Raw genomic sequence first — 23889 nt, 5'->3', positions numbered from 1 at the left:
CTTTGCGCACGGCCGCGTCCGGCCGCTGCGTCAGAGCCATCTGGACTTCCTGAAGCGCCAGTAGAGGATGCCACAGAGTATCGCGATAGCGCCCAGGACGACAAAATATCCGTATTGTGTCTTCAATTCAGGCATGTGCTCGAAGTTCATGCCGTAGATGCCGGCGATCGCGGTCGGGACCGCGAGAATCGCTGCCCATGCCGCCAACTGGCGGGTGATAACTCCTTGGCGCTGCTGCTCAAGCAGGTTGCTTGCTTCGAAGACCGACATGATGATCTCGCGCAGGCCCGTCAGCATTCCTTGCACGCGGTTCACATGGTCGAAAACGTCGCGGAAGAACGGTTTCGCTTCCGGATCGAGCGAAGGCAGGTCGAGATGCACCAGCTTGCTGGCCACCTCGCTGGTCGGCAGAAGGATGCGCTGGAACAGGATCACCTGCCGTCGCAGGCGAAACAGGCGGCGGATTTGCTCCCGCTCCAGGAAGGAGACAAGCATCTGCTTTTCCATGTCGAGCACATTGTCCTCGATCTTCTCGACGATCGGCAGATAGCCGTCCACCAGGAAGTCGAGAATGGCATGCAGCACATAGTCAGGCCCCTGGCGCAGGAATTGCGGCGTTTCCTCGACCTGGGCGCGCAGCTGGGTATGGGCGCGCGCCGAGCCGAGGCGAACGGTGATGATGTGGTGGGCGCCGACGAAGATCGAGGTCTGTCCGTAGATGATACGGTCGCCTTCGAGCTTTGCCGACTTGGCGCTGACAAAGAGCTGGTGGCCGAATACCTCTATCTTCGGCATCTGGTGCAGGTTGAGCGCATCCTCGACGGCAAGCGGGTGGAGACCGAAGGCCTGCTGAACTTGTGCCATCTCCTCCGGGCTTGGCTCGTGAAGGCCCATCCAGATGAATCCGTCTGTTTCGGTCGGTGGTGCCGCCTCCGGCAGGGACACGTCGCAGACCTTGTGGCCGCTCTGGTAAAGGCAGGATGCGATAACGGTCATGGGGCCTCTGGTCTGTCCGGATTGGGTCGAGCAAGCGCTTCGCATCGATACATGGCACGGTCTGGACGCGGATGGAAAGCCATAACGGAGGCTTACGAAGTGGCGCGTGACCAGGCCCCGACCGCAGTGCAAAAAATACTTGACGCATCGCCGCTTTTAGCCCAACCCGACCGACGATGGCGCCTTCTGCCGTCGTTTCCAAGGAACACGTAAATGGACCCCGATAGTCGAAGTTCGACGCTCATTTTCCGACCTGTTCGGTGAAGGAACGGTGTTCCTGCTCCGGGCGGGCCTGTTGCCCTGAAGGAGCATTGCCATGCTGCGCATCTATTGCCGCGACGCGGAACGTCTTGTCTTGCAGATTCAATCCGAATCCGTGACTTCGGACACCGCGCCAGCCATACTCTGGTACGACCTGATCAGCCCGACGACTGCCGAATCCCGGCAGGTCGAGGCAGATCTTGGCATCTCCATTCCGACCCGCGACGAGATGGAGGAGATCGAGCTTTCCGCCCGGCTCTATCAGGAGGATGGTGCCGAGTTCATGACCATGACGTTGCTGACCAATCTCGATGCCCAGGAGCCGATCAAGACCCCAGTCACCTTCATCCTCAAGGGCAGGACACTGGTCACGGTGAGGCATGCCGATCCCAAGCCGTTCGCGATGTTCGCCGCGCGGGCACTGCGGGTCAACAGCCAGGTCTATGCGACCGGCGCCGACCTGATGCTCGGCGTAATGGAATCGGTCATCGACCGGATGGCGGACGTGCTGGAGCGGATCGGCAACGAGATCGACGGCATTTCCCGCGAAGTGTTTCGCGGCAAGTCTTCGTCCTCGACCAAGAAGACCAAGGACCTGCAGTCGCTGATCGAGCAACTCGGGCAGAAGGGCGACTTTCTCAGCAGCGTGCGCGAAAGCCTGGTCACGATGTCACGGGTGGTCGCCTATCACGCGGCGCTGGAGACGCCGAGCCGCAAGCCGACCAAGGAGATTCGCCAGCTCGTCAAGCTGTTGCAGCGTGACGCCTCGTCGCTTGGAGACCACGCTGCTTTTCTCTCGGGCAAGATCAACTTCCTGTTGGATGCCACGCTCGGGTTGATCAACCTGGAGCAGAACCAGATCATCAAGATCTTTACCGTGGCATCGGTCGTCTTCCTGCCGCCGACGCTGGTCGCATCGATATACGGGATGAACTTCGAGTTCATGCCCGAGCTGCAGTTTGCCCTCGGCTATCCTTGGGCGATCCTGTTGATGGTGCTGTCGGCTGCCGGACCCTTCTACTATTTCAAACGGCGCGGCTGGCTCTGACGGCCGCAAGACCCCTCACGGCTGGGGTGTGTTGCCTGGCCCAACCGTGCCTCAGCCGACAATCTCGACCGAAAAACCGTAGCCCGCGCTGTCGCCGGCGGCGAGCGCAACGGTGAACGGCCGCTCGACAAGTTCGGCGGTGCCGTCGGCATGGGCCGCCATGCCGTGCCAGGGCTCGATGCAGAGGAAGGGCGCGCCGGGCTTTTGCCAGAGCGCGAGGTTCGGCAGGTTGTCGAAGGCAAAGCGCAGGGTCGGCCCGTCTTCTACGCCGTAGGTGAGGGCGGTGCCGGCCCCCTCGGGAAAGATCATTGCGTCATCGGCAAACTGGCCGGGGGAGAGCAGGAGGCTGCCTTCGGAGAAGGGCGAGGCGTGCCGCTCCGGTGCAAGCAGGCCGTCGGCCAGACGCTGCAGCGGCGGCTCCCCGCCATTGTCGAGCACGATCCGGTGCGGCCTGCCTTCGCCGCCCGGCAGCGGCCAGGCGAAGGCCGGATGGAAGCCGATGCCATAGGGCATGGGCGAAGGGCCGAGATTGGCGACCGTCGCGGTGACCATCAGCCTGTTTCCGTGCAGCCGGTGTTCCAGCTCCAGCGTGAAGTCGAAGGGGTAGCTCGCCTTCGTCTCGTCGCTGGCGCCGAGCCTGTGGCGGCAGACGTTTTGGCCCTCTTCCACCAGGGCGAATTCGCTGCGGCGGGCAAAGCCGTGCTGCTTCATCGGGAAGGGGCGGCCTGCGATTTCCACCACATCGCCCGGTGCCTTGCCGACGATCGGAAAGAGGATGGGCGAGCGGCCCGACCACCAGGCGGGATCGCCGCTCCACAGGAAGGACCGGCCGTCCTTGTGGGCGAGCGATTGCATCTCGGCGCCAAGCGAGGAGACCTCCACGGTCAGCGTGTCGCTTTCGATCCGGACGGTCTCGGTCAAGGCTGTATCCTCCCTCGCGGCTCATGTGCCTTGCAGCATAGAGGATTCGCCGGGTCTGTGTCGGGCAAACGCATGGGGCTGCGGGAATTGATGCAAGGCGGGTGGTATCACGTCCGCGCCGGGGTTCTCAGCAATGAGGCGGCCGTCGCCGGCCGCCCCTTGTTTGCTCTGGTGTCCGAACAGGCGGCTTGACGCTTATTCGACGGCGACGATCTTGCCGGCGTCCCACTTGAACAGCGAGAAGCTCTGCGAGGTGAGGTCGCCGGTTTCGCCGTAGGTGACCTTGCCGATGGCGGTGGCGATCGGTTCGCCGGTCTTGAGCGCTGCTGCAACGGCCGCGGCATCCTCGGCGCTGCCGGCCTTCTCGATGCCGGCTTTCAACACCTCGACGGCGGCATAGGCGTTGAGCGTGAAGGCTTCGGCCGGAATGTTTTTGGCGGCCAGCGCGTCGGCTGCGGCCTTGGAATCCGGGTTCTTCAACGCATCGGAGGCGTTGGTGAAGATCGCGCCATTGGCGGAATCCCCGCCGATCGAGGCGAATTCGCTGTTCGACAGGCCGTCGCCGCCGATGATCGTCGCCTTGACGCCGAGGTCGGCGAGCTGGCGGGCGAGCAGGCCGCCTTCGGGGTGATAGCCGCCGAAATAGATGACTTCGACATTCTCGGCCTTGAGGCGGGTCGTCAGCGCGCTGAAGTCCTTGTCGCCGGGGGTGAGCGCGTCGTTGAAGACCTCGGTCACGCCGCCTTCGTTCAGGGTCTTCTTGAAGGCGTCGGCCAGGCCTTTGCCGTACTGGCCCTTGTCATTGATGATGCCGACCTTCTTGTCCTTGAGGTTGGCGAGCACATATTTTGCGGCGACTTCGGCCTGCTGGTCGTCGCGGCCGCAGGTGCGCAGCACCGTGGTCAGGCCGCGATTGGTGAGATCCGGGGCCGTCGCGGTCGGCGTGACCATCAGCACGCCGTTTTCGGCGAGCACGTCGGAGGCCGGGATGGCGACGCCGGACGTGACCGGGCCGACGACGAAGCGGATGCCGTCGCCGACCAGCTGGTTGGCGGCGGAGACGCCCTGCTTGGGTTCGCCGGCATCGTCGGCGAGCTTCAGCACCACGGTCTCGCCGAGGATGCCGCCCTGCTTGTTGATCTCGTCGACGGCGACTTCGGCGCCGTGCTTGACCTGCTCGCCATAGGCGGCGACGGGGCCGGTGAGCGGCGCGATCAGGCCGATGACGATCTCGGCGCGTGCTCCGGACGCGAAGGCGAGGGCGGCGACCAGTGCGGTGCTCGTCAGCAGTTTCAGGTTCATGTCTTTTCTCCTTGGATGGGCGCCGTTTTTCTGCTGCTCCCGAACAGCGGTCTTTTCCCGGCGGTTTTCGGCCGCCGGGATGATTGCAGGCGCTCTTTAGCGGGGCCTCATTAGACACCGGGGCGGGCGGGCTGACCAGTCGTATTTCGCGCAGTGTACGACTTATTCCGCCGTTCAGCCTTGCGGTTTTTGCAACCCGGCGGCCGGTCTTGACAAACCCATAACCGGAGAGTTATTGAACTGATCAATAGTCAACGGGTTATGAATTTCGATGAGCGACACGCCTGACTTTCTCTTCTCCGCGCTGGCCGATCCGACGCGCCGGGCGATCTTCGAGCGGCTCTGCCGCCGGGGCGAGCAGACGGTCGGCGCGCTGACGGCGCAGGCCGGCGTGTCGCAGCCGGCGGTGTCGAAGCATCTCGGCGTGCTGAAGCGGGCGGGCCTGGTGCTCGACCGGCACGAGGGGCGCCAGACGCATTACAGCGCCCGTCTCGAGGCGCTGGCGCCGCTGGTCGACTGGACGAAACAGATGACCGGCTTCTGGGAAAGCCGGTTCGACGATCTCGAGGACCTGCTCAAGAGGATGGATCAATGACCGATACTGCCAGCAAGACGCTTTCCGTCGTGGTCGAACGGGAGCTGCCGCATGCGCCGGAGAAGATCTGGCGCGCGCTCACCCAGCCGCAATTGATCGAGGAATGGCTGATGAAGAACGAGTTCAAGCCGGCGGTCGGCCATGCTTTCACGCTTCGGGCCGATTGGGGCACGGTCGAATGCAGCGTGCGCACCGTCGAGGAAAACCGCAAGCTGTCCTACAGCTGGAACGCGAAGCCGCTGGAAAGCGTCGTCACCTGGACGCTGACGCCGACGGAAAAGGGCACCATGCTGCGCATGGAGCAGACCGGCTTCAAGGCCGACCAGCCGATGTTCTACGGCGGCGCCAAACAGGGCTGGCCGCGTTTCATCGACAGCCTGGAAGACGTTTTGGCGCGCATGGACTGAGGCGGTCGACCCCGCTTCCTCCGACGCAGAACTCCGGCCTTTGCGGCCGTCATCATCACGCGCTTCCGTCTCAGGGCGGGGCCGCGGACGGCGCTGCCGTGCTTTACCGAGAACCACCGGGATTTCAACCGGGCCAGCGTCTGCGGCCCGCAATCGAAAGGAGTGCGCCCATGCGCTGGAACACATGGATCAGGCAAATTCACCGCTGGCTGTCGCTGGCCTTCACGCTTGCCGTCATTGCCAACATCGCCGCCATGGGCATGGCTGAACCGGCCGTGTGGATCGGCCTGCTGGTGCTGGTGCCGCTCATCCCGCTGCTCATCACGGGGATATACCTGTTCGCGCTGCCGTATGCGGCAAGGCGGCGCGGTGTGGAGGGGTAGCGTAAGGCTGGCGCCGACGCCCTCTTCTCCCCGGCGGGGAGAAGATGCCCGAAGGGCAGATGAGGGGGGCATGCCCCGGCTGCTGTCCCCAGGGCGTTACCTCACGATTGCTTGTCTCTTGGGTGAATGGTCGGGCGCATGTCCTCTGTGGGCCTCACCCATTCCCCCGGTCGCATGGGCAGGGCTTCGCCACCCCCTCATCCGGCGCTACGCGCCACCTCTGCCGGCCCTTCGCTTTGGCTCCGGGCGTTCGTCATTCGAGACGATCCACCGGATCGTCTCGTCGGCTGCGCCGACCATTCCTCACCCCCGATGGGGAGAAGAGGGGACGCGGGCGTGGTGGCCGGTGGATGGCAGCTGAGGTGGTCGCCGTGCCGGCGCGACGCATGGGTTGTCGAGCGGCCGAAACGAAAGAAGCGGCCGTTGCCGGCCGCTTCGGATCCTGCTCTGAACTCCAGGCTCAGATATTGTTCACCAGCACCTTGCGCAGCTTGTCGAACAGTTCGTCGATCTCGTCCTTGGTGATGATCAGCGGCGGCGAGAGTGCGATGATGTCGCCGGTGGTGCGGATCAGGAGGCCGGATTCGTAGGCCTTGAGGAAGGCGTTGAAGGCGCGCTTGGTCGGCTCGCCGGCAATGGGCGCGAGCTCGATGGCGCCGATCAGACCGATATTGCGGATGTCGATGACGTTCGGGCAGTCGGCCAGCGAATGCAGCTTCTCTTCCCAGTAGGGCGCAAGCTCGGCGGCGCGGGTCAGCAGGCCCTCGTCGCGGTAGGTGTCGAGCGTGCCGAGACCGGCGGCCGAGGCGATCGGGTTGCCGGAATAGGTGTAGCCGTGCATGAACTCGATCATGTGCTCCGGACCGGTCATGAAGGCATCATGGATCTCGGAGGTGACGAAGACGGCGCCCATCGGGATGACGCCGTTGGTCAGGCCCTTGGCGGTGGTGATGATGTCCGGCTTGACGTCGAAGAACTGGGTGGCGAAGGGCGCGCCGAGGCGGCCGAAACCGGTGATGACTTCGTCGAAGATCAACAGGATGCCGTGCTTGGTGCAGATCTCGCGCAGGCGCTGCAGATAGCCCTTCGGCGGGATGAGAACGCCGGTCGAACCCGCGACCGGTTCGACGATGACGGCGGCGATGGTCGAGGCGTCGTGCAGGGCGACGATGCGCTCCAGCTCGTCGGCGAGCTCGGCGCCGTATTCCGGCTGGCCCTTGGTAAAGGCGTTCTTGGCCGGCAGGTGGGTGTGGGGCATATGGTCGACGCCGGTCAGCAGCGTGCCGAACATCTTGCGGTTGGAGACAATGCCGCCGACCGACATGCCGCCGAAGTTGATGCCGTGATAGCCGCGTTCGCGGCCGATCAGACGGAAGCGGGAACCTTCACCCTTCACGCGCTGGTAGGCGAGCGCGATCTTGAGCGCGGTGTCGACCGATTCCGAACCGGAATTGGTGTAGAAGACGTGGTTCATGCCTTCCGGCGCGATGTCGACGAGGCGGTTGGCAAGCTCGAAGGCCTTGGGGTGGCCGAGCTGGAAGGCCGGGGCGTAGTCGAGTTCGCCGGCCTGCTCGCGGATCGCCTCGGTGATCTTCGGGCGGCAGTGGCCGGCATTGACGCACCAGAGACCGGCGGTGCCATCGAGCACCTGGCGGCCGTCATGGGTCGTGTAGTACATGTCCTTGGCGCCGACGAAGAGGCGCGGTTCCTTCTTGAACTGGCGGTTTGCCGTGAACGGCATCCAGAAGGCGCGCAGGTCGTTGGGCGTTGTATTCAGGCGGTTCGACATCAAATTTCTCCATGGCCTTTGTGTTGCGGGCGGCCATTTCCCGGTTGGCGGCGAATATGCCGGATATTCGAGAAAACCCGGACAAATTAACAGGGCGACCAAGGTCGTCAACCGTCATCACGAAACATCATGGATGGTGCTGGTTCCGGTTATGTTTGCCCGGCCGACAGCCGCGCCAAGGCCCGAACGGGCGGTCCTTCGGCAAGTATTTTTGACTTTCCGACCGTCATCAGGACTTCGCGCGACGCCGCTAGACTTGCGAGCGCAAGCATCCGGACCAAGGTCCGTTGCCTGTATTTCAGATCAATTCATTGCATTTACCGGGAGAACCTATGTCAGACCGCCAGAAGACCAGGGCGCGGCCGAACCCGCGCCGCGCATTCGCAGAGACCTATGGTACCGTGCTCGCCAGCGGCATCGAACGCCGCAGCGTTCTGAAAGGCTTCCTGGCGCTCACTGCCGGCGCCGTCGCCATGCCCTATCTTGGCCGCACGGCAAGTGCTGCCGAAGTCTCCACGCTGACCTTTGCCGAACTGACGCGCGTGCGCGACCGGGAGGATCATTGGCCGACCGGCTACAGCCGCCAGATCCTGGCGCGCTGGGGCGACAGCCTGTTTGCGGACAGCCCGGCCTTCGATCCGGCCACGCTCGACGGCAAGGCGGCCGAGCGCCAGTTCGGCTACAACAACGATTTCACGTTCTTCATGCCGCTGCCGCAGGGATCGGCAAGCTCCGAGCACGGGCTGATGCTGGTCAGCCACGAATATGCGACCCCGTTCCTGATGTTTCCGGGGCTGACGGCGGACGACTATCGCGAAAAGTTGACCGACGACCAGATCCGCGCCGTCATGGCCTCGGTCGGCCTGTCGGTCTTTGAAGTGAAGAAGACGAACGGGCAGTGGGAGATCGTGCGCGACGGCCAGTACAATCGCCGCATCCACATGGGCACGGAAATGGTGCTCTCCGGTCCGGCCGCCGGCGACGATCGGCTGAAGACCAAGGCGGATCCCACGGGCAAGACGGTGTTCGGCACCATTTCCAACTGCAATGGCGGCATCACCCCCTGGGGCACGCTGCTGTCGGGCGAGGAAGGCTCGATGGACGTCTTTGCCGGCGATTTCACCACCCTGCCCAACCAGGAACTGGTCGAGCGCCAGGGCTGGGACGAGGAGGACAACGACATCTACGGCGCCGGGCGGATCGAGCCGCGCTTCCGCTTCGAGGAAGAGCCGAACGAATGGATGCGGTTCGACTGGGTGGTCGAGATCGACCCGCTCGACCCGACGGCCAAGCCGGTCAAGCGCACTGCGCTCGGCCGCTTCACCCATGAGGGCGCGCAGTGCGCGGTCGCGCCGGATGGCCGCGTCGTGGTGTTCATGGGCGACGACGACGACTTCGAATATCTCTACCGCTTCGTCACCCGCGACCCGTGGAACCCGACCGACCGCGCCGCCAACCGCGACCTGCTGGACAACGGTACGCTGTCGCTGGCGAAGTTCGAGAGCGACGGCACGATGAGATGGCTGCCGCTGGTGGCCGGCGAGGGCCCGCTGACGGCGGAGGCCGGGTTTGCGACCCAGGCCGACGTGACTCTCAACACCCGGGCTGCCGCCGACCTTCTGGGGGCGACGCCGATGGATGCGCCGGAAGGCTTCGTGGTTCATCCAAAGACCGGCAAGCTCTACGTGGCGATGACCGAGAACGAGGACCGTCTGCCGACCGGCGAGGGGGACGAGGGCGAGCAGGTGAACGCCGCCAACCCGCGCGGACCCAATCCGCATGGTCACCTGCTCGAACTGGTGCCTCCCGGCGGGCCGGACAAGGCAGACTTTGCCGCGGACAGCTTCAAATGGGACGTCTTCGTCCTGTGCGGCAATCCGGCGGTGGCCGAGGACGGCGCCATGTTCCACCCGGCGACCTCGGCCAATGGCTGGTTCACCGACCCCGACAACCTGTCGGTCGACCCGTCCGGTCGCTTGTGGGTGGCAACCGACGGCCCGCCGCCCGAGGGCATTGCCGATGCGCTGTTCGTCATGGACACCGAGGGCGAGGGGCGTGCGCTGCCGAAGCTCTTCTACGTCGCGCCCATCGGTTCGGAATGCTGCTCGCCGACCTTCACCCCGGATGGCAAGACGGTGTTCATCTCGATCCAGCACCCCGGCGAACTGCGCTTCGAGGATGACGAGGATGCCGCCTCGATCGCCGATGCCGGGACCAGCTGGCCGGACTTCAAGCAAGGCCAGCCGGCTCGCCCGGCGCTGATCGTGCTCAGCCGAGACGACAGTGCCGTGGTCGGCAGCTAGGCCGTATCGGTGGCTCGGCGCCTTCCGTACTTCACGTAACGGAAGGCGCCGGGCTTGTCGTCAAGCTCAGGGCAAGGTCGATGGTGGAAAGTGGCGATTGCAGGATGGTCGACCCGAAGGGCAGATTGGGCATCATCCGGCTGACCGGCGGCAAGCGCTGGCAGGTGCCGATCCCGGCGTTCCCAAGCGAGGGGTCGGTGCCTGCATTGCTGCAAATCCCCGCATTGTGAAAAACAAGGACCGGCAAATCAGAGATCTGCCGGTCCAAGCATGTAATCGCGTGATTTCCAAAGTGCCGAAGTTCAGATCGGGCGAGCGTCAGGTCTCGATCGATCTGCCTGTTGCCGCCACCGGCGGCGCAATGTCAGGCGGCCGTTTTACTACTAGCCGTGGTCGAGCAATAGATGTCTTCCAGCGTGCCGAGGATCTTGATGACCGATTCGGAGGTGCTGGAATAGTAAATGGTCTGCGCATCGCGGCGGGTCTTCACCAGCTTCTGGGCGCGCAATTTGGAAAGGTGCTGGGACAGGGCGGACTGGCTGAGGCCGACCTGGGTGGCGAGGACGCCGACGGGGACTTCGCCTTCGACCAGGCTGCAGAGGATCATGAGGCGCTTGGGGTTTGCCATGGCGGTAAGAAGGCCGGCGGCTGCAATGGACTGGTCGGACAATGCCTTGGTTTTCATCATATCAACTTTCGTTTTCCGGGCCTCGGGGGGAAGGCGACGGTTTGCAATCCATCAAATTGGTTATGTTAGAACTCTAACAATACTCAAAAAATTGTATATGCCTAAATTTAAGGTATCGGGTATGCTGTATTAGCGAACATGGAATAGAGTTCCGCCTGCGACCCTATATGATGCCCAAAATCGTATCTAACCAGTAAATCGCCTGAAATTAGGTCAATTCCGGCCCGGTCCAGGCCACAAAAAGCCCACCTTCCCGGCTTTTGGCCGCAGTGTTGGGTCGCCACCCGCTGCGCGAGTTCTGGTTTTGTACTCACTAAATCTTGCAGTAGTTCCAGCTCCCTTCCGGAGAAATCTCCGGTGGGTTCGGGCGTGATTCGGAAGTCTTCGCCAGGCAGCAGATAGGCGCGGCCGAAGCCGCCATTGAGGCTGGCCGACTGGGGGATGAGCCGGAAGAAGCGAAAATCGGGGAAATCGATGTAGAGCTTCGCCTTCGGATGGCGGGCGATGAACCGGCTTCTGAGGCGGTCATGCGCCGGGCTGCTGCGCTCGACGGGCTCGGCGATGCACTGAAGCGTGAGGCGCGGATGGGCGAGCGGATCGCCCTTGCCGGGCTCGCCGGCCAGCAGGGACGCCCGCTGGTCGGCCTCAAGAGCCCTTGTGTGGGCCGAGAGCGCCGAGACGAGAATGACCGCCGAACCGTCGGTGTCGGTTCCCAGCAGCACGCGGCTGACGGAGGGGAAGCGGGTCTGGGGATCGATGACTGCGAGTGCGACATAGCGCGCGGAGCGAAGGAGGCGGCGGGCAAGCCCGCGCGCCTCGTCGTCGGTTTCGCGAATCACCGAGGGTTTGTCCGTCATGGCTTTCTCCGTTTCATGCGATGTCGCCTGAACGGATGCGTCCGTTCAGGCCTTGCGCCGGTGCAGGGTAAGTCCGGCGACGACATCCTGCGCCGAGATCGTCCCAATGATCGCGCCGTTGTCAACCACGCCGATTGTCCCGGGCTGGCGCGACAGCACGTCGAGGATCTCGACGAGCGGCGTCTCGGGCTTGGCCGTGCCGGCGACGCTGCCCTCGTTGGGGCCGCTTCCGACGCCGGGATGCATGACGTCTCGGGCGGTCAGCATGTTGATCGGGTTCATGTTCTGGACGAAATCGGCGACGTACTGGTCGGCCGGGTTGCGCACGATCTCCTGCGGCGTGCCGCACTGGATGATCCGTCCGCCCTCCATGATGGCGATGCGGTTGCCGATGCGGAAGGCCTCGTCGAGGTCGTGGCTGACGAAGAGAATGGTCTTCTTCAGGCGGCGCTGGAACTCGAGGAGTTCGTCCTGCAGGCGGGTGCGGATCAGCGGATCGAGGGCCGAGAAGGGCTCGTCCATCAAAAGGATCGGAGCGCCGGTGGCAAAGGCGCGGGCCAGTCCGACGCGCTGCTGCATGCCGCCCGACAGTTCCTGTACCTTGCGCGTGGACCATTTCGCCAGGTTGACCAGCTCAAGCTGTTCTTCCACCCGCAGCTTGCGCTCGGCATCGGGCACGCCGGCCAGTTCGAGGCCGAAGCCGACGTTTTCCGCAACCGTGCGCCACGGCAGCAGGCCGAACTGCTGGAACACCATGGAGACGGTGTGCATGCGCAGATCGCGCAGCTGCTGTGGCGAACAGGTGTAGGGATTGGTCGTCTTGCCGTCGTTGAACACCTTGACGTCGCCGCGCACCACGGGCGCAAGCCCGTTGACGGCGCGCAGCAGCGTCGACTTGCCGGAGCCCGACAGGCCCATCAGAACCAGGATCTCGCCTTCCTTGATGTCGAGCGAGGCATTGGCCACGCCGAGAACCAGCCCGGTCTCGGCGCTGATCTCGTCGCGGCTGCGGCCTGCATCGGCCATGGTCAGCGCGCGCTGCGGGTTCGGTCCGAAAATGATCGAGACATTGTCGAATTGAACGGCGGTCATGCGGCGTCTCCTTCGTCGGATGACCGGAAGATGCGGTCGAGGATGATGGCGAGGATGACGATGCAGAGGCCGGAATCGAAGCCCTTGGCGATGTTGACGGTATTGAGGGCGCGAACGACCGGTACGCCGAGCCCGCTTGCGCCGACGAGGGCGGCGATCACCACCATCGACAGCGAGAGCATGATGGTCTGGGTCAGGCCGGCCATGATCTGCGGCATGGCGAAGGGCAGTTCGACCTTGCGCAGCACCTGGGAGGGCGTGGCGCCGAAGGCCTGGGCTGCTTCAACCAGCGACGGCGGGGTGGAGATGATGCCGAGGCGGGTGAGCCGGATCGGCGCGGGAATGGCGAAGATGACCGTGGCGATCAGGCCCGGCACCATGCCGAGGCCGAACAAGATCAGTGCCGGGATCAGGTAGACGAAGGTCGGGATCGTCTGCATCAGGTCGAGGATCGGCCGGATGCCGGAATAGAGCCAAGGACGGCGGGCCGCGGCGATGCCGATCGGGATGCCGACCACCATCGAGACGCCGGTCGCGGCCAGCACAAGGGCCAGCGTTTCCATGGTCTCTTTCCAGTAGCCCTGGTTGTAGATGACCAGCAGGCCGACGAGCGTGAAGGCCGCGATGCCCATGGAGCGTCGCATCAGCCAGGCCACGCCGGTAAACGCGACGATCATGACCAGCGGATAGAATTCCGCATAGGCCGTACCCTTCAGATAGGGCGCTTGAAGCACGAACAGCATTGCATTGATCGATGCGTTGAGGATCGTCGCAATGAAGTCGAAAAAGAATTTCAGATTGGTGGTCAGCCAGTTGACTGCCTCCTTGGCGCCAACCCCGATCGGGATCTTGTAATCCGTCAGCCAGTCCATGGTTCCCCAGTGCCTTTTCGGCTTGTGATACTCCTGAATGAAGAGGGAGCGGCTTTCGCCGCTCCCTTAGTCAGTTGCCTCAGAGGCCGAGTGCGGTCTTGACCGCTGCCAGAGCGTCGCCGCCGTCCTTGGTGGTGACGCCTGCGAGCCACGGCTCGATCGCCGAGCCGTTGGCCTTCAGCCAATCGGTCGCCGCGACTTCCGGATCCTTGCCCTCGTTCAGAATGCCGCCCATGACGAGGTTTTCCATGTCGAGCGAGAACTTGAGGTTGGTGATGAACTTGCCGACGTTCGGGCATTCGGCGAGGTAGCCGGCGCGAATGTTGGTGTAGACCGAGGCGCCGCCGAAGTTCGGGCCGAAGGTCGCGTCGCCGCCCGTCAGGTAGGTCAGCTTGAAGTTGGCGTTCATCGGGTGCGGAGCCCAGCCGAGGAAGACGACCGGCGAGCCGTCCTGTTCGGCGCGGGCGACCTGGGCGAGCATGCCCTGTTCGGAGGATTCGACGACTTCGAAGCCTTCGAGGCCGAATTCGTTCTTCTCGATCAGCTCGAGTACGATGCGGTTTCCGTCATTGCCCGGCTCGATGCCGTAGATCTTGCCTTCCAGCGCGTCCTTCTGCTTGGCGATGTCGGCGAAGTCCTTGATGCCGAGCTCGGCGCCCTTGGCGTTGGTGGCCAGCGTGTACTTCGCGCCCTCGAGGTTGGGGCCGTAGGATTCGACCGACTTGTCTTCGGTATAGGGCTTGATGTCGTTGGACTGGCTCGGCATCCAGTTGCCGAGGAAGACGTCGATGTCCTTGTTCTTCATCGAGGTATAGGTGACCGGCAGCGAGAGAACCGTGACGGTGGGCTCATAGCCGAGCGCCTTGAGCAGCACGGACGCGGTTGCTGTGGTCGAGGTGATGTCGGTCCAGCCGACGTCGGAGAAGCGGACGGCGGAGCAGCTTTCTGCTTCAGCCGCCATCGCCGGCAAGGTGCCGAGCGCGAGGACTGCGGTAGCGGTGGCGATGGTCAGGCGGTGGAATTTGATTTTCGTCATAGTGGTACTCCCTTTTTTTTAATGTTCCCAAGTCAACATTCTATACATCACAAAAGCAAGCGCACCTGCGCATTTGCGCCTCAAACCCCTCCCTGTTTGCGACGTGGCAAAAAGCCCCTTCAGATCGATTCTTAAGTCGACCTTGACCTGGGGAAGACCCTGAAAACATTAGGTTCGCTTGACATAAGTTAAGACCGCGGCATTGCGTCCTGTGGAAAATGGCGCATGGTTGCTCTAGTATGACCGATGGACGAGCCGCATTCGCGCGGCGCGCCACGAATTGCAAAGGGAGAGTTCATGAAACTTCGCTGTCTGATCCTGGCCGCTTCGCTGACCATTCCGGCGGGCGCAGCCTTTGCCGAAGGTGATGCCGTCGCCGGCGCCAAGGTATTCAAGCAATGCCAGGCCTGTCACACGGCCACCGAAGCCAAGAACAAGGTCGGCCCGTCGCTGATGGGCGTCGTCGACCGCAAGGTCGCCACCGTGGAAGGCTTCAAGTATTCGAAGGCCATGACCGAATTCGGCGCCGACGGCAAGGTCTGGTCCGAGCAGTTGCTGACCGAGTACCTCCCCAAGCCGCGTGACCTGGTCAAGGGCACGACGATGACCTTTGCCGGCCTGAAGAAGCCGGAAGACATCGCCAATGTCATCGCTTACCTGAAGAACCCGGCCGCCGTTAAGTAAGCCACCGGTTCATCGCCATTCACAACCGGGCAGCGGCGCGCAGGCGTGCCGCTGCCCGTTTTTGTCTGCCGCCCTTGCAGGCGGAGCGCCAGCCTCCATATCTGACTTGTATTTTTCTGTCCGGCGACAGCCGCGGCGGTTCTAATATCATTGATTTGTTATAAGGTTGCGGTCACATGCCGCTTGGGCCGGACGGGTATCCGGCGACAGTTCAGGGAGACGTTCGCATGGCCTCGCTACAATCCTTCGACAGCGAAATCGAAAAGACCCGCACCATCGTCAACGAGGTGAGGGGCAAGATGGAGCAGTCGAGCGTGGTGCTCGACCAGTTCGCCAAGGCCGACACCAAACTCGGCGATGTCAATTTCGACATCGAGAACGCGCGCATCGAGGATGTGATCAAGCAGCAGAAGGTGATGGAGGCGAACATCGCCGACCTGATCATCGGGCTGGAGGACGCGACCAACGTGTTCGGCGCCGAGTTCGAGAGCATGAAGAGCTATTCGGGCTACGAGAAGTTCATCGGCATCTTCTCCAAGCAGAAGGCGCAGCGCATGCGCACCGAGCGGGTGCGCAACATGTCGCTCGCCGGAAACCTGCAGGAACTGCTGGCCAAGTCCGACAGCATCGTCGGCATCCTGAAGGAGCAGCGCACCGTTCTCGACCAGCGCTACAAGAGCTCCGAGGCGAGCCTGATTCAGGTGATCGAACGGCGCAAGGTGACGATCGCCACGCTGGAGACGACGCAGAAGCGCATCGAGGAACTGAACCCGATGCTGCTCGACATCGAGAACAGGATCGCTGCCTCGACCGACCAGTCGGCCCGGACCGAACTGGAGGGCGAGCGCTCGAAGCTTGCGACCGAGTATAACCAGGCGCAGGCCAAGGAACAGGAGCTGCTGGCCGAGAGCCAGACGCTCGAACGCTATACTTCGATGTTCCAGACCTTCGTCGACAGCCTCAACAACCAGATCGCGGCGCAGAACACGCTGATCAACAAGCTGACCATCGATACGGAGCAGCGCATCGTGCTCTACAAGGCGCTGGAAGACTCGCTGAAGACGGCCGCCCAGCAGGACGTGGCGCACAAGATCAACACGCTCGGCAGCCAGGTCGACACGGCGGCCGAAGAGACCATGGCCGGCGTCGGTGCCGCCGCCCAGAAGCATATCGGCGACCTGCTCGAACTGCATGAGAAGAACATGCTGGCGACGCAGGATATCCAGCGCCGCAAGAAGCTCGCCGACGAGGCCTTCGCTCGGCGCTTCCAGACGGTTCTCGACAAGCACAATTCGGCCAATTACGTGAAGCCGTGACGCCCGTTTGGGGTGTCCGGGGGGGCGGAGCGGCGATCCGCGCGCCCTCCGGCAAGGCTCGCGAAGCGGTCGCGCGGCCTTTGCCGGATCGATATTTCAGAGGATCTTCATTGGGGGACTGAATGACCAAATTTCTTTTGGGTGCCGCCACGGGCGGTGACGGGACGACGGGCTCCCGCGGACTGCTCGGCAAGGCCGTCGTGATCTCGGGGCTTGCTTTCCTCGTCTTCCTCGTCGGCCTCAAGTCCTTCTACACCATCGACGAGGGCGAACGCGGCGTGATCCTCAGAACCGGCGCCGTCGTCGGTACCGCTGAGCCAGGCCTGGGTTTCAAGATCCCCTTCCTCGACCGGGTGGTGAAGATCAGCGTTCAGAGCCGGGCGCAGATCTATGACGAGGTTCCGGCCTATTCGCGCGACCAGCAGGCCGCGGTGATCAAGCTCTCCGTCAACTACCGGCTGCCCGCCGGTGAGGTCGAACGTATCTATGCCGACTATGGCAGCGAGGAGGGGCTTGTCGAGCGATTGATCGACCGGCGCGTGTTCGAGCAGGCGAAGAACGTGTTCGGGCAGTTCAATGCGGTGACTGCCATCCAGGAGCGCGTGCGGCTCAATGCCGAGACCGAGACGGCCATCCGCGATTCCGTCAAGGGACCGGTGATGATCGACAGCGTGCAGATCGAGAACATCGATTTCTCCGACGCCTATGAGCAGTCGATCGAAAACCGCATGCTGGCGGAGGTCGAGGTGCAGAAGCTGCGCCAGAATGCCGAGCGCGAGAAGGTGCAGGCCGAGATCACCGTGACCCAGGCGAACGCCCAGGCCGATGCCGTGCGGGCCCAGGCCGAGGCACAGGCCGCGGCGACGCGGCTTGCCGGCGATGCGGAAGCCGATGCGATCCGCGCCAAGGGCGCCGCCTTGCGCGACAACCCCTCGCTCATCGAGTTGACGGCGGCGGAACGCTGGGACGGCCAGCTGCCGACCACGATGATCCCCGGAGCGGCCGTGCCTTTCATCGGAGTGAAGTAAGGTCGCGGCGCCCTGCGGGCGAAGAGGATTGGAAGAAACCAGACGATGCTCGAGCAAAACGGCGCACCCGTCGCCCAGTATTTCAACTCCATCCGCGCCGCGCTCGGCGGGCTGGAGACCTATCTGTCAAATCCGGATCTCGCGCTGGCGGGAAGCGGGTTTGCCGGCCAGCTGTTGTTGCCCTATGTGGCGCGGCTGAAGAATTCCTTCGCCTGCTGGGAGAACCGGATCGGCTTCACCGAGCAGTTCCGCATCTCCCGCGCCGAGAGCGGCTTTCCGGTGTTCCAGAACGTGCTGGAGCTGGAGAACGACCGGCTCTCGGCAGAAAAGCGGCTGGCCAACATTCCTGACGCCCAGGCGATCCGGGCGGAAATGGCCGATTTCATCCTGCGCACCAAGGCCTTTCCAGGCTCCCTGCAGTCGCAGATGGCCGAGCGGATCTATCTCGAGCAGATCGGCAAGGGCGACATCTTCTCGCCCTATGTCCTGCCGGAGACGGTGCGCGTCGCGGTCAACGAGAAGTCCGGGCGGCCCTATTACGTCGTGACCTGGGCGGTGTTCGACGGGTCGAACACGCTGCCGATGGTCTATGTCGCCGGCATTGAGGATTCCTCGGAGAATATCCAGGAGCTGCTGGTCGGCAAGGACGGCAAGATCAATCCGGATCTCGACATTCCGCTGCCCGTCGGCGGCCTGCTCAATCCGCAGCTCGCCGCCCAGTTCGACGATTTCGCCTCGAAGAACGGCGCCTATTCGCTGACGCCGGCGACGATCGCCACCAACATGGACAAGGATTTCCCGACGCTGCATCCCAAGCAACTGCGGCGCTTCGTGCTCGGGCCGTTCTATTCGGCCGGCATCACCGAGAACAATGCGCGCATCAACGAGATCCTGTCGCGCGTCAGGAAACCGGAAAATGCCTGGCTGCTGACCTGGACCATGCAGGAAGTGTTTTCAAAGGCCGAACGGCCGGCGACCAAGGGCTTCTTCTCCTCGACGCCGGCGATGCAGGAATTCCACATCGACACAAACGACCTCGAAGCCACGCGCATGGGGGTCTCGGCCTATGAAAAGCATGCGCTGGTGCCGCACGACGCCTATCAGGCGCTCTATGCCTCGGGCGAGGCCAATGCGATCTTCGGCAATTACAAGGTCCATGTCATTTCCGGGAACAACGTCGTCAGCGAGGTCTAGCCGATGAGCAACGGGTTGAACGCAGGCCTCACCACCCTTCGCGAGGACGAGATCGCCCGGCATCTGGCCGTGGCGCAGGCGCTGGTGACGCGGTTCGTGGCGCTCGATCCGGGCGAGGGGGCGGCCGGCACCGCGCTGGCCGGCACCGGGCGGCGCTTCGTCTCGACGGTCTCGACCGGCGGCGTGCGGCGTACCCGCGAGGTGGAGCTGGCCAAAACCATCCAGTCGTCCGGCAGCAGCGATCCGCTTCTGTCGCCGACGCAGCATGGCGTGCTCTACCGGGTGCGGCGCGGTCTCCAGATTTCGCTGGCGATCGGCGAGGTCTTTGGCCGGCAGACGGATCTCGAACAGTTGCAGGCGCGCAATGTGACCGCGCCTTTGCAGGGCGAGGAGGCCGCCCGCTTCAAGGCGCTCTTGTCGGCCTCGGCCTATGTTTCGGCCTTTTCGCTGGCCGCCTATCTGCTCTCCACGCTTGCCGGCGAGGGCGAGCCGGTCAACGATACGCCGGAGCCGGACTTCCTGTTCGACACGCCGCAGGATGCGCTGAAAAGCATGGTGGCCGGGCTCGATGCGGCGCTGAAAGGTGCTGCCGACGACGCGACGCTCGGGCAGCGGGCGCGCGCCTTTGCCCGCGCGGCGATCGACGGGCTCTTGACCCGCAAGGCGCGGTTCACCGGGCTTTCATCGTTCGAGAATACGCATATCCGCATCGACCAGGACGACTTCACCCTCGACGGTTTCGACGTCGCGCCCGGACAGAGGCGCAAGCCGCTGGTGATGACCTTCAAGAAGCCCGAGGAGATCGTCGGCAACCACATCGCCAAGTTCCAGGCGATGAAACTCGCCAAGATGCTGATGGCCTACGATTTCGACCGGCAGATGAACCCCTTCGTCGAGCTTGGCGGCTTTCTCTTCACCTTCATTGGCGACGGCATGCCGGGGACCGGCAAGACCATCCTGATCCAGATGATCGCCGGGCTGCTCAACGACTACTGCCAGATCGCCGGCTATGGCTTCCACTACGAGAATTTCGGCGTCGACCAGATCTCGTCCTACCAGGGCAAGTCGGGCCAGAACTGCAAGGCCTTCATCGACAATGTTGTCAATCCGCGCGTCATTGGCTTCGGCACGATCGACGACGTCGACCAGGTGGCGGCGAAGCGGTCCGACGACAGGGCGTCGGCCGGCCAGCACGAGATCACCGCTGTCCTGATGGAGGCATTCGCCGGGGCGTCCACCGTGGTGCGCGGCAATTGCACCTTCGGCATGTTCTCCAACTATCCGGAAAACGTCGACGATGCGCTGCGGCAGCGGGCCGGGGCGCGCTGGCTGGTCGACGGGCCGCAGACGGAAGAGGACTATATCGACATCTTCGCCCTGCTGATCGGCAAGAACCACACGATCCCGCTCGGCGATCACCAGCTGTTTGCCAACCAGGAGATCAAGCGGGCGGTCGGCGTTTCCTATGAAAAGCATGGACGGCCGGAAGAGCAGGGGCTCGTCGCGGTCTGGGAGCGGTTCGAGAAGGAACGCGGGCGGATCGAGACGCTTGCCGACATCGGCGCCTATCTGCACGAGATCAAGCTCGCCGAGCCGCGCTTCACCGGCCGGGCGATCAAGAACATCACCGATGCGGTGAAGATGCGGGCGATGGATGTCGAACTGCCGGACGACTGGTTCGCGACGCCCGAGGCCTTCATGCACAAGGGCTACGACGAAAAGAAGGCGATGATCGCCGAGCTGCGCGGGCCGGTGACGATGGAGATGATCCTGCAGGAGATCAACCGCTATGCCGACAGCGAATTCCGCTATGCCGACAAGTCGGACGAGGCGGCGGTCAACGAGATCATCCGCCGGGAGCGGCAGCGCGAACGGGCGATCGGCGAGATCGAGGCGATGAAGCGGGAGGGGAAGTGGTAGGCGTGAAAGTTAGCTGATGGCTAATTTTCTTGCCCGGCACTTAGGGGCGGTCTATAGTGAAACGAACGGTCATCTACAGCAAGCAAGCTGCCAAGAAACTGGGTCGGATGCCTGCTTCCGAGGCTGATCGGATCCGCCAGAAGATTGTGCAATATGCCGAGGATCCAGCGTCGCTCGCCAACAATGTCAAAAAGCTCGAAGGCGTCGAATATTACCGGCTGCGGGTCGGCGACTGGCGTGTGATCTTCCGGGAGGATGGGTTCATCGTCGACGTCATCAAGGTTGCCGCGCGCGGCGAGGCTTACAGGGGATTGGAACAATGAACACCGCTGTTTCTTTCACGACGCCGAACGGCGAGGACCTCGTGGTCTTGAGCCGCAAGGACTATGAAGCGCTCTTGCGTCAGGCGGAACAGGCCGAGGACCTCGAAGACCTTCTGGCGGTCCAGGCTTTTGAGGCCCGAGTTGCTGCCGGCGAAGAAGAGCGGATTCCGTCAGAATTTGTCGATCGCCTGATCGACGGGGAGAATCCGATCCGGGTGTGGCGGGATTTTCGCGGGCTTTCGGCCAGGGAGCTGGCCGCGGCGGCGGGGATCAGCGCCGCTTATCTCTCCGAGATCGAAACCGGCAAGAAGGAGGGCAGCCTCTCCGTTTTCCGGCAGATCGCCAAAGCCCTGAGGCTCGATCTCGACGATCTCGTCTGGGGCGAGGGGCAGCCGAAGAGCGGCGAAACAGAACGCACGGACGGGTAAAGAGCAAAAGCATGAACCGTCTCCTCGAAGCCGAACTGATCTACGGCCGGCTGCTCGCCGTCACCGAGCCGCATCTTGTCGCGCGCTACAACAAGGCGCTGTCCGGTTTCGGGCTGAAGCCGACGGCGCTTGCCGAATTCGACATCGACATGACCGGGTTTTCGCCGCAGGTCGCCGACGAACTGGGCGACAAGGATTATCTCGATCCCAACCGGGTGAACCGGCGTTTCGTCATCCTGACGCCGGAGCAGGAGAGCCTGCCGGTTGTGCATACCAGCTTTTCCAACACCGCCGGCCTGATGCACGAGTTCTTCAGGGCCAATGCGCGCGCCATCAATGCGGTGACGATCAAGGATGCGCTCTACGGCGAGATCGAGGATTCGGTGGCGACGGTCGAGAGCCTGGAGGACCTGCTGTCGATCAACGAGGTGCAGTTCCGGGTGCTCTCCGCCGAGGATGTGCTCGGCAAGGCGGCGGAGCTTCGCCGGCTGTCCGACCGCCTGCAGAGCGAGCCCGACGCCTGGCGCGACGACGCATTGCTCAACCGCATGGTCGAGCTTGCCAAGCTGACCGGCGACATTCGCCAGAACGTGCTGGTGCCCGACAAGCTGGTGTTCCGCCACGACGCCTTCTGGGCCAATCATTTCGGCGGAACCTATGTCTTCGTCGACGACAAGATCACCACGGTGATCTCAGATCCGTCGGCTCCGGGTTTCCGCCGGTCGCGGCCGTGGCAGGTCAGCTACATCTCGATCAAGGACCCGGCGCAGATCTTCGATTTTCTCACCAAGACGGGACGGGTCGAGCTGCCGCGGGCAAGCTGGGTCGAAAGTTCCGGGCTTCTGGCCCACCGCGCTGAGATGGCGGCGCTCGCCGTCGCCTATGCGGCGGATCCGGCGATGGATTTCTCCAAGGTCGACGCCGTTTGGCTGCAGACCTTCCTCCACCGCAATGCGGAGCGCGTGGCTGCCGACGGGAGCTATCCCTTCCTGCAGGAGATGATCCGGGCGGTCGGCGTTTCCGGAAGCATCCGCATCGACGATGTCGAGGCGGCGAAACGTTTCCTGCTGGTCAGGGCGCGGCCCGACCATGCCGACCAGTGGCTCACCAATCGCCTGATTTCGCAGATGACACCGATGGACTTTGTGTCGCGGTTCATTTTCGACAAGCAGGGCTTTTATGATGCCTACGAAGGGTTTAGCGATGGCTTCCGGGAATTCGTTGTATCCCGCCTGTCGCAGACCTATCTGCAAGACAAGGCGGGTTTCCGCAAACGCCTCTACGGCATAGGAGAAGACGACAATGCTTGATCCGATCATCGCGTTCTTCCAACGCGTCTTCGCCGCCATCGGACGCGGCATCGGAATGGTGGTGGCCGCAATCTTCTGGCCGTTCCTGGCGGCGCACAGCTGGTATCAGCGGCGCAACTGGCTGATCAAGATCCCGGTCCTGCTGTTCGTACTGGTGCTGATCGCCCTCTACGGCCAATTCATCTGGCGCACGCAGGTGTGGTACGGTTTCGATCCGGAATTCACCCAGGCCTACAAGTTCCCGGCGCGCCAGGTCGCTGCGGGACAAGAGAACGCCGCCAAGCCGGGGACCTGCCAGAATTCGGCGATCGTCACGGTGGTCGCCGACCTCACGGACACGAACGTCAACCAGAATATCTGGATCTCGTCGTCGCTGATCTACAAGCTCGGCCTGTTCGGCGTGGATTGGGACCATACCCCGTTCTTCGACAACAAGGCTTCGTTCCAGCGCGGCGCCAACCAGGTCGCACGGCGTCTGGCGATCGAGCTCGCCGACAATCTCGGCCGCGTGCGCGGCACGTCGAGCATCAATAACGACCTGCAGGACGCCCGCGGCAACATCCAGTTCGACGAGGGCACCTGGTATTTCGGTACCGATCCGCTGGGCTTCAAGACGCCGACGCCGAACTACTACCGCTCGGCCGTCGAGAGCTGGCGCAAGTTCAATTCGTCGCTCGAGACCTGCGCCGCGGTCTTCGATGCCCGTGCCGACAATCTCGTGCAACTGCTCGACCGCATGGCGAGCGACCTCGGCAACACGTCCGACATTCTTCGCCGCCGCTCGGAAGAATACAATGCCGGCTGGTTCGACACGCGTGCCGACGACCGCTTCTGGTTCGCCTATGGCCAGCTCTACGCGCAGTATGCGCTGCTGCAGGCGACCCGGGCCGACTTCGTCGACGTGATCCGCGAACGCAACCTGACCGCCATCTGGACGGAAATGGAAAAGCAGCTGCAGGGCGCCCTGCGCATCCAGCCGGCAATCATCTCCAACGGGTCCGAGGACGGCTGGATCATGCCGACGCATCTGGCGACCATGGGGTTCTATATTCTCAGGGTGCGTTCCAACATGGTCGAACTGCGCTCGGTGCTGGACCGCTAATCGCCTTTGCCGGCCCGCCAGCGGCGGGTCGGCG

24 protein-coding genes are annotated in these 23889 nt (G+C 63.3%); 14 read left to right on the top strand and 10 right to left on the bottom strand.

The window, feature by feature from the left end; translation table 11 throughout:
* Positions 1-30 precede the first annotated feature (30 nt).
* The gene (locus L867_RS0107545) at positions 31-996 is read right to left on the bottom strand and encodes a magnesium and cobalt transport protein CorA (RefSeq protein WP_028736304.1); all 966 of its coding nucleotides are present in this window, start codon (positions 994-996) and stop codon (positions 31-33) included.
* A 316-nt stretch (positions 997-1312) separates the two neighbouring features.
* Here L867_RS0107545 and corA point away from each other — a divergent pair, with 316 nt between their 5' ends.
* Complete coding sequence (gene corA / locus L867_RS0107540) at positions 1313-2305, top strand: magnesium/cobalt transporter CorA (RefSeq protein ID WP_028736303.1); 993 nt, start codon at positions 1313-1315, stop codon at positions 2303-2305.
* Between the two features lie 51 nt (positions 2306-2356).
* Here the strand turns inward: corA and L867_RS0107535 are convergent, their stop codons facing one another.
* Both L867_RS0107535 and L867_RS0107525 read right to left on the bottom strand, forming a co-directional pair.
* Positions 2357-3226, bottom strand: coding sequence for an aldose 1-epimerase family protein (locus L867_RS0107535; protein ID WP_028736302.1), 870 nt, complete (start codon positions 3224-3226; stop codon positions 2357-2359).
* Between the two features lie 195 nt (positions 3227-3421).
* Positions 3422-4528, bottom strand: a complete 1107-nt coding sequence (locus L867_RS0107525; protein WP_028736301.1) for a branched-chain amino acid ABC transporter substrate-binding protein — start codon at positions 4526-4528, stop codon at positions 3422-3424.
* Positions 4529-4799: 271 nt separating this feature from the next.
* Between L867_RS0107525 and L867_RS0107520 the strand changes: the two genes are divergently transcribed.
* The 3 genes from L867_RS0107520 to L867_RS0107510 all read left to right on the top strand — a co-directional run bounded on the left by L867_RS0107520 (position 4800) and on the right by L867_RS0107510 (position 5913).
* Positions 4800-5123, top strand: coding sequence for an ArsR/SmtB family transcription factor (locus tag L867_RS0107520; RefSeq protein ID WP_028736300.1), 324 nt, complete (start codon positions 4800-4802; stop codon positions 5121-5123).
* Positions 5120-5530, top strand: a complete 411-nt coding sequence (locus tag L867_RS0107515; RefSeq protein ID WP_028736299.1) for an SRPBCC family protein — start codon at positions 5120-5122, stop codon at positions 5528-5530. The genes L867_RS0107520 and L867_RS0107515 overlap by 4 nt, the downstream gene beginning before the upstream one ends.
* Positions 5531-5700: 170 nt before the next feature.
* Entirely contained in the window at positions 5701-5913 is a 213-nt protein-coding gene (locus L867_RS0107510) for a hypothetical protein (protein ID WP_028736298.1), read from the top strand.
* A gap of 460 nt (positions 5914-6373) precedes the next feature.
* On the opposite strand, the gene L867_RS0107505 is transcribed toward L867_RS0107510, so the two are convergent.
* A complete protein-coding gene (locus L867_RS0107505) occupies positions 6374-7702 on the bottom strand; it encodes an aspartate aminotransferase family protein (protein WP_028736297.1) in 1329 nt (442 codons plus the stop codon).
* Positions 7703-8034: 332 nt separating this feature from the next.
* Here L867_RS0107505 and L867_RS0107500 point away from each other — a divergent pair, with 332 nt between their 5' ends.
* Positions 8035-10005, top strand: coding sequence for a PhoX family protein (locus tag L867_RS0107500; protein ID WP_028736296.1), 1971 nt, complete (start codon positions 8035-8037; stop codon positions 10003-10005).
* A gap of 31 nt (positions 10006-10036) precedes the next feature.
* On the opposite strand, the gene L867_RS27320 is transcribed toward L867_RS0107500, so the two are convergent.
* The 6 genes from L867_RS27320 to L867_RS0107470 all read right to left on the bottom strand — a co-directional run bounded on the left by L867_RS27320 (position 10037) and on the right by L867_RS0107470 (position 14550).
* Entirely contained in the window at positions 10037-10273 is a 237-nt protein-coding gene (locus L867_RS27320; protein WP_146086569.1) for a hypothetical protein, read from the bottom strand.
* A gap of 96 nt (positions 10274-10369) precedes the next feature.
* A complete protein-coding gene (locus L867_RS0107490) occupies positions 10370-10690 on the bottom strand; it encodes an ArsR/SmtB family transcription factor (RefSeq protein ID WP_028736295.1) in 321 nt (106 codons plus the stop codon).
* A 110-nt stretch (positions 10691-10800) separates the two neighbouring features.
* Positions 10801-11550 (bottom strand): HugZ family pyridoxamine 5'-phosphate oxidase, encoded by a 750-nt coding sequence (locus L867_RS24805; RefSeq protein WP_037172875.1) that lies wholly within the window; start codon positions 11548-11550, stop codon positions 10801-10803.
* Positions 11551-11595: 45 nt separating this feature from the next.
* Positions 11596-12642 (bottom strand): choline ABC transporter ATP-binding protein, encoded by a 1047-nt coding sequence (gene choV, locus L867_RS0107480; RefSeq protein ID WP_028736294.1) that lies wholly within the window; start codon positions 12640-12642, stop codon positions 11596-11598.
* Positions 12639-13514 (bottom strand): choline ABC transporter permease subunit, encoded by an 876-nt coding sequence (gene choW, locus L867_RS0107475; RefSeq protein ID WP_028736293.1) that lies wholly within the window; start codon positions 13512-13514, stop codon positions 12639-12641. Before choW ends, choV begins: the two co-directional genes overlap by 4 nt.
* 79 nt (positions 13515-13593) lie before the next feature.
* Complete coding sequence (locus L867_RS0107470; RefSeq protein ID WP_028736292.1) at positions 13594-14550, bottom strand: choline ABC transporter substrate-binding protein; 957 nt, start codon at positions 14548-14550, stop codon at positions 13594-13596.
* A 297-nt stretch (positions 14551-14847) separates the two neighbouring features.
* Here L867_RS0107470 and L867_RS0107465 point away from each other — a divergent pair, with 297 nt between their 5' ends.
* The 9 genes from L867_RS0107465 (at position 14848) to L867_RS0107425 (ending at position 23855) form a co-directional block, all read left to right on the top strand.
* Positions 14848-15234, top strand: a complete 387-nt coding sequence (locus tag L867_RS0107465; RefSeq protein ID WP_028736291.1) for a c-type cytochrome — start codon at positions 14848-14850, stop codon at positions 15232-15234.
* 227 nt (positions 15235-15461) lie between these two features.
* Positions 15462-16550 (top strand): coiled-coil domain-containing protein, encoded by a 1089-nt coding sequence (locus L867_RS0107460; RefSeq protein WP_028736290.1) that lies wholly within the window; start codon positions 15462-15464, stop codon positions 16548-16550.
* Positions 16551-16672: 122 nt separating this feature from the next.
* Complete coding sequence (locus L867_RS0107455) at positions 16673-17578, top strand: prohibitin family protein (protein WP_051438873.1); 906 nt, start codon at positions 16673-16675, stop codon at positions 17576-17578.
* Positions 17579-17623: 45 nt separating this feature from the next.
* Complete coding sequence (locus L867_RS0107450) at positions 17624-18772, top strand: hypothetical protein (RefSeq protein ID WP_028736288.1); 1149 nt, start codon at positions 17624-17626, stop codon at positions 18770-18772.
* 3 nt (positions 18773-18775) lie between these two features.
* Positions 18776-20692: an AAA family ATPase gene (locus L867_RS0107445; protein ID WP_037172873.1), complete on the top strand. Its 1917-nt coding sequence runs from the start codon at positions 18776-18778 to the stop codon at positions 20690-20692.
* A 56-nt stretch (positions 20693-20748) separates the two neighbouring features.
* The gene (locus L867_RS0107440; protein ID WP_037172871.1) at positions 20749-21015 is read left to right on the top strand and encodes a type II toxin-antitoxin system RelE family toxin; all 267 of its coding nucleotides are present in this window, start codon (positions 20749-20751) and stop codon (positions 21013-21015) included.
* Entirely contained in the window at positions 21012-21443 is a 432-nt protein-coding gene (locus L867_RS24800) for a helix-turn-helix domain-containing protein (RefSeq protein ID WP_037172869.1), read from the top strand. Before L867_RS0107440 ends, L867_RS24800 begins: the two co-directional genes overlap by 4 nt.
* Before the next feature lie 11 nt (positions 21444-21454).
* Positions 21455-22753: a DUF6638 family protein gene (locus tag L867_RS0107430; RefSeq protein WP_028736285.1), complete on the top strand. Its 1299-nt coding sequence runs from the start codon at positions 21455-21457 to the stop codon at positions 22751-22753.
* The gene (locus tag L867_RS0107425) at positions 22746-23855 is read left to right on the top strand and encodes a DUF2333 family protein (protein ID WP_028736284.1); all 1110 of its coding nucleotides are present in this window, start codon (positions 22746-22748) and stop codon (positions 23853-23855) included. Before L867_RS0107430 ends, L867_RS0107425 begins: the two co-directional genes overlap by 8 nt.
* Positions 23856-23889: the final 34 nt, after the last annotated feature.

Source organism: Paenirhizobium selenitireducens ATCC BAA-1503 (genome assembly GCF_000518785.1).
In the GTDB taxonomy this organism is placed as follows: domain Bacteria; phylum Pseudomonadota; class Alphaproteobacteria; order Rhizobiales; family Rhizobiaceae; genus Allorhizobium; species Allorhizobium selenitireducens.
This window is presented reverse-complemented; position numbering and strand designations above follow the sequence as displayed.

Bases quoted from the DNA above. Each gene is read 5' to 3' on its own strand.
- L867_RS0107545 (WP_028736304.1), bottom strand. From the start codon at position 996: ATGACCGTTATCGCATCCTGCCTTTACCAGAGCGGCCACAAGGTCTGC.
- corA (WP_028736303.1), top strand. From the start codon at position 1,313: ATGCTGCGCATCTATTGCCGCGACGCGGAACGTCTTGTCTTGCAGATT.
- L867_RS0107525 (WP_028736301.1), bottom strand. From the start codon at position 4,528: ATGAACCTGAAACTGCTGACGAGCACCGCACTGGTCGCCGCCCTCGCC.
- L867_RS0107520 (WP_028736300.1), top strand. From the start codon at position 4,800: ATGAGCGACACGCCTGACTTTCTCTTCTCCGCGCTGGCCGATCCGACG.
- L867_RS0107515 (WP_028736299.1), top strand. From the start codon at position 5,120: ATGACCGATACTGCCAGCAAGACGCTTTCCGTCGTGGTCGAACGGGAG.
- L867_RS0107510 (WP_028736298.1), top strand. From the start codon at position 5,701: ATGCGCTGGAACACATGGATCAGGCAAATTCACCGCTGGCTGTCGCTG.
- L867_RS0107505 (WP_028736297.1), bottom strand. From the start codon at position 7,702: ATGTCGAACCGCCTGAATACAACGCCCAACGACCTGCGCGCCTTCTGG.
- L867_RS0107500 (WP_028736296.1), top strand. From the start codon at position 8,035: ATGTCAGACCGCCAGAAGACCAGGGCGCGGCCGAACCCGCGCCGCGCA.
- L867_RS0107490 (WP_028736295.1), bottom strand. From the start codon at position 10,690: ATGAAAACCAAGGCATTGTCCGACCAGTCCATTGCAGCCGCCGGCCTT.
- L867_RS24805 (WP_037172875.1), bottom strand. From the start codon at position 11,550: ATGACGGACAAACCCTCGGTGATTCGCGAAACCGACGACGAGGCGCGC.
- choV (WP_028736294.1), bottom strand. From the start codon at position 12,642: ATGACCGCCGTTCAATTCGACAATGTCTCGATCATTTTCGGACCGAAC.
- choW (WP_028736293.1), bottom strand. From the start codon at position 13,514: ATGGACTGGCTGACGGATTACAAGATCCCGATCGGGGTTGGCGCCAAG.
- L867_RS0107470 (WP_028736292.1), bottom strand. From the start codon at position 14,550: ATGACGAAAATCAAATTCCACCGCCTGACCATCGCCACCGCTACCGCA.
- L867_RS0107465 (WP_028736291.1), top strand. From the start codon at position 14,848: ATGAAACTTCGCTGTCTGATCCTGGCCGCTTCGCTGACCATTCCGGCG.
- L867_RS0107460 (WP_028736290.1), top strand. From the start codon at position 15,462: ATGGCCTCGCTACAATCCTTCGACAGCGAAATCGAAAAGACCCGCACC.
- L867_RS0107455 (WP_051438873.1), top strand. From the start codon at position 16,673: ATGACCAAATTTCTTTTGGGTGCCGCCACGGGCGGTGACGGGACGACG.
- L867_RS0107450 (WP_028736288.1), top strand. From the start codon at position 17,624: ATGCTCGAGCAAAACGGCGCACCCGTCGCCCAGTATTTCAACTCCATC.
- L867_RS0107445 (WP_037172873.1), top strand. From the start codon at position 18,776: ATGAGCAACGGGTTGAACGCAGGCCTCACCACCCTTCGCGAGGACGAG.
- L867_RS24800 (WP_037172869.1), top strand. From the start codon at position 21,012: ATGAACACCGCTGTTTCTTTCACGACGCCGAACGGCGAGGACCTCGTG.
- L867_RS0107430 (WP_028736285.1), top strand. From the start codon at position 21,455: ATGAACCGTCTCCTCGAAGCCGAACTGATCTACGGCCGGCTGCTCGCC.
- L867_RS0107425 (WP_028736284.1), top strand. From the start codon at position 22,746: ATGCTTGATCCGATCATCGCGTTCTTCCAACGCGTCTTCGCCGCCATC.